This window comes from Microvirga sp. (assembly GCF_014699075.1).
GTDB lineage: Bacteria > Pseudomonadota > Alphaproteobacteria > Rhizobiales > Beijerinckiaceae > Microvirga.
This window is the reverse complement of sequence record NZ_JACXAB010000022.1, coordinates 61,110-73,271: the sequence shown is the minus strand read 5'-3', so window position 1 is coordinate 73,271 and position 12,162 is coordinate 61,110. Positions and strand designations below refer to the sequence as shown.

The 12,162-nt window shown below is 64.6% G+C and carries 12 protein-coding genes and 1 rRNA gene; 9 read left to right on the top strand and 4 right to left on the bottom strand.

Features of this window, described 5'->3' with window-relative positions:
• A 16S ribosomal RNA gene (locus tag IC232_RS21705) occupies positions 1-150 on the bottom strand; the annotation flags it as partial.
• A 606-nt stretch (positions 151-756) separates the two neighbouring features.
• Here IC232_RS21705 and IC232_RS21700 point away from each other — a divergent pair.
• Both IC232_RS21700 and IC232_RS21695 read left to right on the top strand, forming a co-directional pair.
• Positions 757-2,787: a M23 family metallopeptidase gene (locus IC232_RS21700; protein ID WP_190847033.1), complete on the top strand. Its 2,031-nt coding sequence runs from the start codon at positions 757-759 to the stop codon at positions 2,785-2,787.
• 6 nt (positions 2,788-2,793) lie between these two features.
• Positions 2,794-3,711: an AEC family transporter gene (locus IC232_RS21695; protein WP_190847032.1), complete on the top strand. Its 918-nt coding sequence runs from the start codon at positions 2,794-2,796 to the stop codon at positions 3,709-3,711.
• A 3-nt stretch (positions 3,712-3,714) separates the two neighbouring features.
• Here IC232_RS21695 and gluQRS read toward each other — a convergent pair whose 3' ends face one another.
• Positions 3,715-4,599 carry a tRNA glutamyl-Q(34) synthetase GluQRS gene (gene gluQRS, locus IC232_RS21690; protein WP_190847038.1) on the bottom strand — a complete coding sequence of 295 codons (885 nt, stop codon included), beginning with the start codon at positions 4,597-4,599 and terminating at the stop codon, positions 3,715-3,717.
• Between the two features lie 34 nt (positions 4,600-4,633).
• Between gluQRS and IC232_RS21685 the strand changes: the two genes are divergently transcribed.
• The gene (locus IC232_RS21685; RefSeq protein ID WP_190847031.1) at positions 4,634-5,278 is read left to right on the top strand and encodes a DNA-3-methyladenine glycosylase family protein; all 645 of its coding nucleotides are present in this window, start codon (positions 4,634-4,636) and stop codon (positions 5,276-5,278) included.
• A gap of 57 nt (positions 5,279-5,335) precedes the next feature.
• Positions 5,336-6,019, top strand: coding sequence for an alpha/beta hydrolase (locus tag IC232_RS21680; RefSeq protein ID WP_190847030.1), 684 nt, complete (start codon positions 5,336-5,338; stop codon positions 6,017-6,019).
• Here the strand turns inward: IC232_RS21680 and IC232_RS21675 are convergent.
• Positions 6,016-6,786, bottom strand: coding sequence for an HpcH/HpaI aldolase family protein (locus IC232_RS21675; protein ID WP_190847029.1), 771 nt, complete (start codon positions 6,784-6,786; stop codon positions 6,016-6,018). The genes IC232_RS21680 and IC232_RS21675 overlap by 4 nt on opposite strands.
• Before the next feature lie 55 nt (positions 6,787-6,841).
• On the bottom strand, positions 6,842-7,165 hold the full coding sequence (locus IC232_RS21670; protein ID WP_190847028.1) for a DUF1476 domain-containing protein: 324 nt from the start codon (positions 7,163-7,165) through the stop codon (positions 6,842-6,844).
• Positions 7,166-7,403: 238 nt separating this feature from the next.
• Between IC232_RS21670 and purC the strand changes: the two genes are divergently transcribed.
• The 5 genes from purC (at position 7,404) to purL (ending at position 12,158) form a co-directional block, all read left to right on the top strand.
• Positions 7,404-8,210, top strand: a complete 807-nt coding sequence (gene purC / locus IC232_RS21665) for a phosphoribosylaminoimidazolesuccinocarboxamide synthase (RefSeq protein WP_183452464.1) — start codon at positions 7,404-7,406, stop codon at positions 8,208-8,210.
• A 103-nt stretch (positions 8,211-8,313) separates the two neighbouring features.
• Positions 8,314-8,853: a hypothetical protein gene (locus IC232_RS21660; protein WP_190847027.1), complete on the top strand. Its 540-nt coding sequence runs from the start codon at positions 8,314-8,316 to the stop codon at positions 8,851-8,853.
• A gap of 125 nt (positions 8,854-8,978) precedes the next feature.
• The gene (purS, locus tag IC232_RS21655; RefSeq protein ID WP_190847026.1) at positions 8,979-9,218 is read left to right on the top strand and encodes a phosphoribosylformylglycinamidine synthase subunit PurS; all 240 of its coding nucleotides are present in this window, start codon (positions 8,979-8,981) and stop codon (positions 9,216-9,218) included.
• A gap of 7 nt (positions 9,219-9,225) precedes the next feature.
• Positions 9,226-9,924, top strand: coding sequence for a phosphoribosylformylglycinamidine synthase subunit PurQ (gene purQ / locus IC232_RS21650; protein WP_190847025.1), 699 nt, complete (start codon positions 9,226-9,228; stop codon positions 9,922-9,924).
• 23 nt (positions 9,925-9,947) lie between these two features.
• Positions 9,948-12,158: a phosphoribosylformylglycinamidine synthase subunit PurL gene (gene purL, locus IC232_RS21645; protein WP_190847024.1), complete on the top strand. Its 2,211-nt coding sequence runs from the start codon at positions 9,948-9,950 to the stop codon at positions 12,156-12,158.
• Positions 12,159-12,162 lie beyond the last annotated feature (4 nt).

Here is a 12,162-nt window from a genome sequence, read left to right as displayed (position 1 = left end):
CCCAAGTTTCCCTGGGTTATTCCGAACTGAAGGGCACGTTCCCACGCGTTACTCACCCGTCTGCCACTCACCCCGAAAGGTGCGTTCGACTTGCATGTGTTAAGCCTGCCGCCAGCGTTCGTTCTGAGCCAGGATCAAACTCTCAAGTTGAAGAATTTGATCTCGACTATAGTCACTACGCAAATTGACAGAGTACCTTCCATCTCCAGCGTTTCCACTGAAGCGGTGTACTCACCAAAGCATAGAACTGGTCGATGTATCTTACAGCAGCTCGTAAAAGCTGCCCGCAAGGACACCGCCGCCTACGCTTCTCTTCCCCTCTCAACAATGTCAAAGAGCACATGCATCCCGCTAGAGACACAAGAGAGCTTCCGCAGAACAGACTCTGTTCCCGACTTAACGTCAGGCCCACCAGCCCGGTCTCTGTGGAAGTTCTAAACAACAGCCACATCAGCGGCCGCCGTCGATGGCCGGTATATAGGCCCAAGCCTTTTGGCCTGTCAACGGGCTTGTGAAAGTTTTTTGACAGCTCGGGAGGGCCGCTGATCCGGTGGCCTGCCGCACAGGTTTTTGCAGCTCCTGCCTCACTGCCGACACAGAAAGGCAGGAAGCAGAGCCGCGGCAGGCCTCGCTTCTCAAGGAGTTGGCGTCCTGTACAAGCTTATCTATTGACCTGTGCGGTTGCTGTCTCTTGTGCTAGATGGCCTTCTGGTGTCTGTGACAGCAACCCACCCAGATCGACACTCGACAGGGATCATGAACCATCTTCCCCCCGATGACAGCCATGCCGGACGCGCTCGTAGGAATGCGCCGCATCTGTCGTCCGGTATCGACCTGGGACATGAGCCACCCCTGAACAGCAGCGGCAACGCCGCTCCTGAGATCGATAAGTGGGAGGTCAATCTGCGCTGGCTTGGTGCTAGTGTTCTGACCGGCGTCACGGGAGCCGCCCTGATCGGGGCTTCCATCTATATCACCTTCGAAGGCGCGGCGATCTCGGCGCTGCCTCCCGAGCGCGCAGCCCTCAATGGCCGCACCTCAACCAAGGATGACGAGCGGGCGACGAATGTAGCCCGCAAGACCGACCGGCTGAACATGACGGAGAACACGGTCTCCGCGCGCCAAAGCTTCAAGGCCCCGATGACCATCCGCAACGGTGAGCGCGAGGCCATCAAGGTTCGCCAGTTCGTCCGGGTCGCCACGAACCTGTCACTCACCTCCGGCACCTACGCGGCCGACATCCCACCTTTCAATCCCCTGCGCCTGTTTGCGGAAGAGACGGAGGGGCGGGTCGAGCCGACCCCTGAGGTCGCCGATGCCGATGTCTCGGTTCTCAGGCGTGATCTTGCACTGGTTGCCATCGAGGCGAGCGCTCCGTCGTTGACCGATAACGACGTGCTCGCGATCCTCGAGGAGGAACGCCGTGTCTTCAATGAGGCGGGCCGCCGAACCTCTGTGCCGATTCCCGCCCAGCAGATGCTCTCGAGGACGCTGCGGCCGCCGGAGGCCCTTGGCGATGCCCTCGGCTATGCGCGGGTGATCGACGCTCCCTTCAGCACGATCGAGGTTCGGGTCGTGCCGGAGAATGTGACCGACCTCCCGAAGATCGAGCAGAAGGCCATGCCTCCTCTCATCGAGGAGCGCGACGTGGTTCTCCGCAAGGGGGAAACCCTTGAGACAGCTCTGCGCAGCTACGGGGGAACGCCGGAACAGATCGCGGCCATTACCTCCGCTCTCTCGGCCCGGATGAGGGTCGAGGGCATGGCCGAGGGCCAGCGGCTGCGCATCCTGATCGCTCCTGGCCCCCGCCTGGGAGACCCTCGGCAGATCGTGCGCGTGATCGCATTCGGTGAGCGTGGCATCGAGGGCATCGCTGCCACCAACGATCGCGGCGTCTTCGTGTCCGTCACTCCCCCCGAGGATCCGGCGACCCGCCAGGTTGCCGACGCATCCGACGAGGAAGGCGAGGAGGATGCCCGCGGGGGCGTGCGCCTCTATGAGAGTCTCTACGAGACGGCTCTCAAGAACGATCTTCCCCGGCAGACTGTGGATGAGTTGGTGCGCATCTTCGGCTACGACGTCGATTTCCAGCGCCGGGTCTCGCAGGGCGACTCCTTCGAGGTCTTCTTCGGGTCCGACGACGAGAACGGCGCGCCGGAAGTCCTCTATGCGTCCCTGACGGTGGGCGGGGAACAGCGCCGCGTGTACCGCTACCAGGGCGACGACGGCACCGTGGACTTCTTCGACGAGGCGGGCCGCTCTCTCAAGAAGTTCCTGATCCGCAAGCCCATTGCCGACGGTATCCTCCGCTCAGGCTTCGGCTCGCGCTTCCACCCGATCCTGGGCTATTCGCGCCCCCATACCGGCGTCGACTGGGCCCACAGGGTCGGCACGCCCATCATTGCCGCGGGCAACGGCACCGTGATCAAGGCGGAGTGGGATTCGGGCTATGGCCGTCGCGTCGAGCTCCAGCACACCAATGGCTACGTGACGGCCTACTCCCATATGTCGAGCTTCGCCAAAGGCATTGCACCCGGCAGACGAGTGCAGCAGGGCCAGGTCATCGGCTATGTGGGCAATTCCGGCCTCTCGACGGGCCCGCATCTCCACTATGAGGTCATCATCAACGGCAGCTTCGTCGATCCGCTGAAGATCCGCCTACCCCGCGGGCGCGAACTCGAAGGCCGTGGTCTGGTGGAGTTTAAGCGTCAGCGCGAACAGGTGGACGAACTGATGTCTCACAGCGTGGCCGCCGTCAGCCTCTCCCAGCGCGCCGAACTCCGATAAACCCGAATGCTTGACCTGTTCGCGATCGTCCTGCCGGTCTTCGGCCTGATCGGCATCGGCTATGTCGCGCGCCAGACGGGCTTCGTCTCCGAGCGGGTCGGCGAAGGGCTATCCGAGTTCGTCTTCACCCTCTCCCTCCCCTGCCTGATCTTCCGCACCCTCGTCCGGGCCGAGATCCCGGACGTCCAGCCTTGGGGCTACTGGATCTCGTATTTTGCCGGCGTGGCCGTGGTTTGGCTGCTGGCCACCAGCATCGGCCGGCACTTCTTTGGCATCAAAGGCGTCTCGGGGGTCGTTGCCGGCTTCTCGGCGGGCCAAGCGAACACGGTCTTCGTCGGCATTCCGATGATCCTGAAGGCTTATGGCGACGAGGGCGCCGTGCCGCTCTTCCTCCTCATCGCCGTGCATCTTCCCGTCACCATGACACTCGCGACGATCCTGGCCGAAGGACGGCAGGCCTCGCCTCTCATCATCCTGCGCCGGCTCCTGACCCACCCGATCGTGGTCGGGATCCTGGCCGGGTCGGCTTGCCGGCCGATTGCCGCCTATGTGCCGGCACCGGCTTGGCAGGTGATGGACCTGCTCGCGAGCGCAGCCGTGCCCTGCGCGCTGATCTCCATGGGAATTGCGCTGCGCCGCTATGGCCTGCAGATGGGCTGGAAGCTGCCGACCGTGATTTCGTTCCTGAAGCTCGTGGTGCATCCCCTGGTGGTGCTGCTGCTCGCCACGCAGGTGTTCCAGATGCCGCCGGTCTGGGCGGGCGTGGCGGTGCTTTTTGCCTCCTGCCCGTCCGGCATCAACGCTTATCTCTTTGCTGAGCGCTATGGTGAAGGTGTGGCGCTTGCCTCCAGCGCCGTGACGCTTTCGACCTTTCTGGCTCTGGGAAGCACTCTTGTCTGGCTCTACGTGCTGGGGATCGGCTGAAGCCTAAAAGCCCAGGCGCTGCCGGATGTCCTGAGGCGTGACACCTGAGGTCCGGAGCTCCGCAAGAGACGGCGACTGACGGCTTTTAGCCAGCTTGTCGCCCTCGGGGTCGAGCACGAGCCGATGGTGATGGTAGAGAGGGACCGGAAGCCCAAGAAGCGCCTGCAACAGCACATGGAGATCGGTGGCGGGCTCAAGATCCTGGCCGCGAACCACGTGGGTGACGCCCTGGAGCGCATCGTCCACCACCACGGACAGATGATAGCTCGTCGGCGTGTCCTTGCGCACGATGACTGCATCGCCCCAGCGCCAGGGATTGGCCACTACATCCTCTTCATGACCGTCATAGTCGAACCTGCGATAGCCGTGGGACCCTGGAAGAAGCCTTTGCAGAGCCTGCATATCGAGCCGCCAGGCATGGGGCTCGCCGTGTGCGATGCGCCGTTCGATCTCCCCGGCCGATAAGGTTCGGCACGTGCCGGGGTAGAGCGGAGCGCCGTCCGGATCGCGGGGCCAAGGCTGGGCTGCTCCTGTCTTTGCCTCCGCCTCCCGGCAAGCAACCGCCTCCGCAATGTCTTTGCGGGAGCAGAAGCACGCATAGACCACTCCCCTCCCCTTCAGGGTGCGGAAGGCGGCGCGGTAATCGTCGAAATGCTCCGACTGCCGCCGCACCGGCTCTTCCCATTGGAGCCCGAGCCAGGCGAGATCCTCATGGATCGCTTCCTCGAACTCGGGACGGCAGCGTGTGGTATCGATATCCTCGATGCGCAGAAGCAGGCGCCCATCGAAGCGCCGCGCGAGATCGGCATTGAGCAGGGCCGAATAGGCATGGCCCAGGTGAAGCCGTCCGTTGGGGCTTGGGGCGAATCGGAAGATGGGCTTCGTCACGGGAGCCTGCGTGAGAAAGAAGGAGCGCAAAGGAATGGTCACCCTCCTCGAAACGGACGCGGTTCTCAAGAGGGGCTTCGCGGCGCTCGCGAAGGTAGACCCGGTTATGGCGCGGCTGGCCGCTGAGGGCGTTACACCACAGCTGCGCAAACGCCCGCCCGGCTTCGAGGGGCTCGCCTGGATCGTGGTGGGCCAGCAGGTTTCCACCGCGAGCGCCACGGCGATCTGGGGCCGCCTGCGGGCGATCCTCGAACCGGCGACCCCGGAGGTCTTCCTGGGAATGTCCGACGGCTCCTTGCGGGCGGCAGGCCTCTCGGCCGGGAAGGTTCGGACCCTTCGGGCCGTGGCGACGGAGATCATCGAAGGGCAGCTGCCCCTCGACAATCTCCATGATTATTCAGCCGATGAGGCTCACAGCCTCCTCACGCGGGTGAAGGGGATCGGTCCCTGGACCGCCGACGTATATCTGCTCTTCTGCCTCGGGCATCCGGATGCATTCCCGAGCGGGGACCTGGCCGTGCAGGAGGCCGCCCGCCTCGCTTACGGCCTGCAGCAGAGGCCGGATGCCAAGGCGCTGAACGCACTGGCCGAGCGCTGGCAGCCATGGCGCGGCGTCGCCGCGAAGGTGCTCTGGGCCTATTACCAGGTGGCCAAGGCACGGGAGGGAGCGCCTGCTTGACGGACGGGCCGTTCCGCTCTGCAATCGACGCATTGTCAACGATCGAGGATATGCGTCATGGCCAGCATCGACGGTCCGCGCCTGGCGCCGCAATCCGGCGTGGCGAAGCAGCTCGTGGTTTTTCTCCATGGGCTGGGAGCGGACGGGAACGACCTGATCGAGCTTGGAGAGCAGTGGCGTGCCTGGCTGCCGGACGCCGCTTTCGTGGCCCCGCATGCGCCCGATCCCTGCAGCAACGTTCCGATGGGCCGGGAATGGTTTCCACTCACCCTGACGGATCCGCGGGAGTTCTGGCGCGGCGTGACCTATGCGGCGCCGGCTCTGAATGCCTTTCTCGATCAGGAGCTGGCCCGTCATGCCCTGCCGCCGTCGAAGCTCGCCCTCGTGGGCTTCAGCCAGGGCGCCATGATGGCGCTCCATCTGGGCCTGCGCCGCCCAACCCCTCCGGCTGCCGTCGTGGGCTATTCGGGTCTTCTCGTGCTGGAGGACGGCGAAGGACCGGAGGGGCTGATGCCCCTGGCCAGGACGGCACCGCCCATTCTGCTGATCCATGGCGATCAGGACGACGTGGTGCCCGCCGAGATGTTCTTCTTCTCGAAGGATGCCTTGAGCGCCGCGGAGATCCCCTGCCAGTGGCATCTGTCGGCGGGGCTCGCCCACGGCATTGATGGAGAGGGCCTCCGGCAGGGAGGCATTTTCCTCGCCCAGTCCTTCGGGCTTCCCTACCCTGCCAACGCTTAGGCGCGGGCCGCCGCCAGAGCCGCATGAGCGCCGGCGCGCAGCATGGACATGTCGCTGCCGATGGAGACCATGTGGAAGCCCTTGGCGGAGAGCTGCGCCGCCCGTGCGCCCGAAACCGCATAGATGGCCGCGATCTTGCCGGCGGCCTTCACCCGGGCAAGGGCATGATCCAGAGCCTTGTCCACCTCGGCGCTGGTCGGGTCGACTCCCCTGCCGCCCGATAGCGCGATCGACAGGTCGGAGGGGCCGATGAAGACCCCGTCGATCCCCGGCACCGCCAGGATGTCGTCGATGATGGCGAGCGCCTCCCGGGTCTCCACCATGGCGAAGGAGACGGCAAGATCGTTGGCCGTCCGGAGGTACTCGCCCGGCTCGAGCCCCGTGAGGGCAAGCGCCCCGTAGGCACCCCAGCTGCGCTCGCCCACGGGCGGGAATTTCGTGAAGGCGGCGAGGCGGCGGGCATCCTCGACGGTGTTGATCATGGGCGCGATGATGCCCGAGGCACCGGCGTCGAGATAACGGGACGCGGTGGCGAAATCCCCCACGGGGATGCGGACGATCGCCGGTTTCCCGGCTGCCGCGATCAGCGGAATGGCCTGAACGGATGCGGCGAAATCGATGGAGCCGTGCTGCGTGTCGAGCACCACGGCGTCGAAATCCTCCCGGGCCAGGGTCGCGGCGATGGATGGATCCGGCAGGCCGCACCAGGCCGTCAGAAGGGGCGTGCCGCCTTTCAGGCGCTCGGAGAAGGAGGGTTGGGTCGGCATGGCGCCCTTTCGGCTGATGATGGTGTGGAGAGGTGGGATGACGGTTGGAGAGCCCTCACCGGCCCGCCTTGACCTCCTCGATCGCGCGTCCCGTCAGTTCGTTGAGCTTGGTGTGGAGTTCGGCGTCTCCCATGGACTTGCCGGCGCCGTCGAGATCCCGGCGAACCTTGCGCAGGACATCGGCGTCGCCCGCCTCTTCGAAATCGGCCAGAACGACACTCTTGGCATAGGCCTCGGCCTCGTCGCCGGTCTTGCCCAGGCGCTCGGCCACCCAGAGTCCAAACAGCTTGTTTCGGCGCGCCGTCGCCTTGAAGCGCAGATCCGCGTCGTGGGCGAACTGCTTCTCGAAGGCGTTTCTCCGGTCGTCGAAAGCGGTCATTCCGTTCTTCTCCTTATATTTTAGCCTTCTGCGATATATGGGCGCACTCGCGCGGATGCCAGACGCTCCCCATCTTTAAGATCGGTGCTTCGATCTCGCTGCCCGCCTTGAATTCTCCTCCGCGTTGTACTTGCCCGAGGGATCGGATAGGTTGCCCCTTCAAGCGGAGCGCCGGTCGAAAGCCGCGCTTGACGCCAGCCGCGGATCTAAAAATGACCATCCCCAGGAGCCACGGCAAATGGATTTTCTCAAACCACGGTACACGCCTATGAATCGTCGCCGTCGCATCTATGAGGGCAAGGCGAAGGTCCTCTATGAGGGCCCGGAACCCGGTACGCTCATCCAGCACTTCAAGGATGACGCGACCGCTTTCAATGTCACCGCGAATGCCAAGAAGCATGAGGTGATCGACGGCAAGGGCGTGCTCAACAACCGGATCTCGGAATACCTGTTCCAGCATCTGAACGACATCGGCATCCCAACCCACTTCATCCGCCGCCTCAACATGCGCGAGCAGCTGATTCGCGAGGTGGAGATCATTCCGCTGCAGGTTGTCGTGCGCAACGTCGCGGCAGGCTCGCTCGCCACCCGCCTCGGCATCGAGGAAGGCACGCAGCTCCCGCGTTCGATCATCGAATTCTATTACAAGAATGACGCTCTCGGCGACCCGATGGTCTCGGAAGAGCACATCACCGCCTTCGGCTGGGCCTCTCCCCAGGAGATCGACGACATCATGGCGTTGGCCATCCGGGTCAACGACTTCCTGTCAGGCCTCTTCCTGGGTGTCGGCATCCGCCTCGTCGACTTCAAGCTGGAGACCGGCCGTCTCTGGGAAGGCGAGATGATGCGCATTGTCGTGGCCGACGAGATCTCCCCCGATTCCTGCCGCCTCTGGGACATCAAGTCCAAGGACAAGCTCGACAAGGACCGGTTCCGCAGGGACATGGGCGGGCTGGTGGAGGCCTATACGGAGGTCGCCCGCCGGCTCGGCATCCTGTCCGAGAACGACAATCCGGTGACGGGCGGTCCGCGCCTCGTTCAATAAGCCGATTGCCTTGCAACGATACGAAAGCCCGGTCTCATGCCGGGCTTTTTCTTTGACCAACGAAGCTATCCCGTTTCGTCGATTTTGCGCATAGACTGGTCTCATGTTCGTCCGCCTGTTGCGTTCCAGCCTCCTGATCCTAGCCCTCGGCCTGTCCCTTGCCAGTTGCGGATACATTCCCCGACAGGTGGCAGGCCTGTCGGTCGATGCGTCCTGGGACGCTCTGCCTTTGCGGAAATGGCTGGCTGAGGATCGGTCGGAGCCGGTTGCGCTGTCCTTCTGCGCCCCACCCGAATGCAGCCCAGGCCTCGCCGTCAGCGTCGTGCGTCTGACGGGAAAGGACGCTGACATCACGGAAGCCGTCCTAAAGGACCCGGAGCGCCTGGCCCGCGCCCTGCGCTCGCCGACAGGCCGGGGCAAGCCGGTCAAGACCCAAATTACGGTCGAGCGCCTGAGGGATGGCCCCTATCTGGGCTTCGCCATCGATCTTGCTCCAACAGACGGCAGCAAGCGTCCGGCCTACGGCGCCGCCTTCGGCAGGCGCGAGGGTGAGGCCCTGTCGGTCGTACTGGTGATCGGCGAAGTTCAGGATGCTGTGCGTGAAACGGCCAAGCAGGTCGCTGCCCGCGAATTGGGCTCCTGAGGCCTGCCGCACGATCTTACGGTGAAACCGGCTTCCACTTCACCGGATCGTGCTTCGAAGGCGTTGTTTCTTGGCCTTAATGCCTTTATGGCGTGGGGCGCATCGTCAAACAGCCCGAGGCCTCCATGAAAGCGCGTGTCACCGTGACCCTCAAGAACGGCGTTCTCGATCCCCAAGGCAAGGCCATCGAAGGCGCCCTCAAGTCCCTCGGCGTCGAGGGCATCGACGGCGTGCGGCAGGGCAAGGTCTTCGACATCGAACTCGGAACCGCCGACAAGGCTCAGGCCGAGGCCCAGCTCAAGGCCGCCTGCGAGAAGCTTTTGGCGAACACCGTCATCGAGAATTACCGCGTCGAGATCGCGTGAGGCTGACATGAAATCCGCAGTCATCGTTTTCCCCGGCTCCAATCGCGAAGGCGATGTGCTGCGGGCGCTGAAATCTGCCGGATCCCAGGTCGAGAAGGTCTGGCACGCCGAAACCGAGCTGCCGCAGGGCACGGACCTCGTGGTTCTTCCCGGCGGCTTCTCCTATGGCGATTATCTTCGCTGCGGCGCCATCGCCGGTCGCGCCATTGTCATGGATGCGGTGCGGGCGCACGCAGCTCGCGGAGGCCTCGTGCTCGGCATCTGCAACGGCTTCCAGATCCTGTGCGAATCCGGGCTGCTCCCCGGCATCCTGATGCGCAACGCGAACCTGAAGTTCATCTGCCACCGCCAGTTCCTGCGGGTCGAGCGCAACGACACCGCCTTCACTAAAGCATACGCCAAGCATCAGGCGATCGATGTCTGCGTTGCGCATGGCGAGGGCAACTACACGGCGGACGAAGAGACCTTGAAGCGGCTCGAAGGCGACGGCCTCGTGGCCTTCCGCTATGCGGATGCTCAAGGGCACATCACCCAGGATGCCAACCGCAACGGCTCCATGAACTCCATTGCGGGCATCTACTCCGAGAAACTCAACGTGCTCGGCATGATGCCTCATCCGGAGAACCTGATCGAAGACCTCGTGGGCGGCACCGACGGACGCGGCCTGTTCGAGAGCCTCGTGTCGTCCTTTTCCCGCGCTGCCTGATTTCTCCAGATTACGAGACCCCGATGATCCGCAACGACGTCGCCATCACCCCGGAGCTGGTCAAGGAGCACGGGCTGAAGCCCGATGAGTACGAGCGCTTCGTGAACCTGATCGGCCGCGAGCCGACCATCACCGAGCTCGGCATCGTGTCGGCCATGTGGAACGAGCATTGCTCGTACAAGTCCTCCCGCATCCACCTGCGCGGCCTGCCCACCAAGGCACCCTGGGTGATCCAGGGTCCGGGCGAGAACGCAGGCGTGATCGATATCGGCGACGGGCTCGCCTGCATCTTCAAGATGGAGAGCCACAACCATCCGTCCTTCATCGAGCCCTGCCAGGGTGCGGCGACGGGCGTCGGCGGAATCCTGCGCGACGTGTTCACCATGGGGGCGCGGCCCATCGCGGCGTTGAACTTCCTCCGCTTCGGCGAGCCTGATCATCCCAAGACCCCGCACCTCGTCTCGGGCGTGGTGGCGGGCATCGGCGGCTACGGCAATTCCTTCGGCGTGCCGACCGTCGGAGGCTCCGTGGGCTTCGACAAGCGCTACAACGGCAACATCCTGGTCAACGCCATGGCGGTGGGCCTCGCCCGCACGGACGAGATCTGGTACGCGAAGGCCACCGGCGTCGGAAACCCGATCGTCTATCTCGGCTCCAAGACCGGCCGCGACGGCATCCATGGCGCCACCATGGCGTCGGCCGAGTTCGACGATGCGTCGGACGAGAAGCGCCCCACCGTGCAGGTGGGCGACCCCTTCGCCGAGAAGTTGCTGCTGGAAGCCTGCCTCGAACTGATGAAATCGGGCGCCGTGATCGCGATCCAGGACATGGGCGCAGCGGGTCTCACCAGCTCGGCGGTCGAGATGGGCGCCAAGGGCAATCTCGGCATCGAGCTCGACCTCGACAAAGTGCCCTGCCGCGAGGAGGGCATGACCGCCTACGAGATGATGCTGTCGGAGAGCCAGGAGCGCATGCTCATGGTGCTCAAGCCCGGCATGGAGCAGGAGGCGCAGGCCATCTTCCACAAATGGGGCCTCGACTTCGCGGTGATCGGCAAGACCACCGACACGCTCCGCTTCGTCATCAAGCACCAGGGCGAGGTGAAGGCCGATCTTCCGATCAAGGAGCTCGGCGACGAAGCCCCGCTTTATGACCGTCCGTGGGTGGAATGCCCCAAGCAGCCGGTGGTCGCGCCCGAGAGCGTGAAGGCGCCGATGTCCGAGGCCGAGGCGCTGCTGAAGCTCGTCGGTTCGCCCGACCAGTGCTCCAAGCGCTGGGTGTGGGAGCAGTATGACCACCTGATCCTCGGCAACACCGTCCAGACCCCGGGCGGCGATGCCGCCATCGTGCGCGTCGAGGACGGGCCGAAGGGCCTAGCGCTCACCACCGACGTGACGCCGCGCTATTGCGAGGCCGATCCGTTCGAGGGCGGCAAGCAGGCGGTGGCGGAGGCCTGGCGCAACATCACGGCGGTGGGCGGCCTGCCGCTGGCGATCACCGACAACCTGAACTTCGCCAGCCCCGAGCGGCCCGAATCCATGGGCCAGTTCGTGGGCTGCCTGAAGGGGATCGGCGAAGCGTGCAAGGCGCTCGATTTCCCGGTCGTGTCCGGCAACGTGTCGCTCTACAACGAGACCAACGGCCAGGGCATCCTGCCGACTCCGGCCATCGGCGGCGTCGGCCTCGTCGACGACGTGACGGTGAACGCCTCCCTGGCCTTCAGGCGCGAGGGCGAGGCCATCATCCTCATCGGCGCGACCCAAGGCTGGCTCGGCCAGTCGATCTATCTGCGCGACATCTGCGGCCGGGAGGAAGGCGCTCCGCCGCCGGTGGATTTGCTCCAAGAGAAGCGCAACGGCGACTTCGTGCGCCAGCTCATCCGCTCCGGCCAGGTGACGACCGTGCATGATCTCTCGGACGGCGGCATTGCCTTAGGCCTCGCCGAAATGGCCATGGCAGGCGGCGTGGGCGCCGAGATCACAGCTTACCCGGAGGGCTTCCCCCTCCATGCCTTCCTGTTCGGCGAGGACCAGGCCCGCTACCTCATCGCTGTCGACGAGGACGTGGCCGCCGACATCCTCTACGAGGCGGGCGCCATCGGCATCCCGGCCGTGACCCTGGGCCTGACCGGGGGCGATGCGTTGATTCTGCCCGGCCAGCAGGCCATATCCGTGAAGCAACTGAAGGCGGCCCACGAGGCGTGGCTGCCGAACTACATGACCGGCAAAGCGTGACCCG

Excerpts from the sequence above, each read along its gene's own strand:
- IC232_RS21700 (WP_190847033.1), top strand. The coding sequence starts at position 757 with ATGAACCATCTTCCCCCCGATGACAGCCATGCCGGACGCGCTCGTAGG.
- IC232_RS21695 (WP_190847032.1), top strand. The coding sequence starts at position 2,794 with ATGCTTGACCTGTTCGCGATCGTCCTGCCGGTCTTCGGCCTGATCGGC.
- IC232_RS21685 (WP_190847031.1), top strand. The coding sequence starts at position 4,634 with ATGGTCACCCTCCTCGAAACGGACGCGGTTCTCAAGAGGGGCTTCGCG.
- IC232_RS21680 (WP_190847030.1), top strand. The coding sequence starts at position 5,336 with ATGGCCAGCATCGACGGTCCGCGCCTGGCGCCGCAATCCGGCGTGGCG.
- IC232_RS21675 (WP_190847029.1), bottom strand. The coding sequence starts at position 6,786 with ATGCCGACCCAACCCTCCTTCTCCGAGCGCCTGAAAGGCGGCACGCCC.
- IC232_RS21670 (WP_190847028.1), bottom strand. The coding sequence starts at position 7,165 with ATGACCGCTTTCGACGACCGGAGAAACGCCTTCGAGAAGCAGTTCGCC.
- purC (WP_183452464.1), top strand. The coding sequence starts at position 7,404 with ATGGATTTTCTCAAACCACGGTACACGCCTATGAATCGTCGCCGTCGC.
- IC232_RS21660 (WP_190847027.1), top strand. The coding sequence starts at position 8,314 with ATGTTCGTCCGCCTGTTGCGTTCCAGCCTCCTGATCCTAGCCCTCGGC.
- purS (WP_190847026.1), top strand. The coding sequence starts at position 8,979 with ATGAAAGCGCGTGTCACCGTGACCCTCAAGAACGGCGTTCTCGATCCC.
- purQ (WP_190847025.1), top strand. The coding sequence starts at position 9,226 with ATGAAATCCGCAGTCATCGTTTTCCCCGGCTCCAATCGCGAAGGCGAT.
- purL (WP_190847024.1), top strand. The coding sequence starts at position 9,948 with ATGATCCGCAACGACGTCGCCATCACCCCGGAGCTGGTCAAGGAGCAC.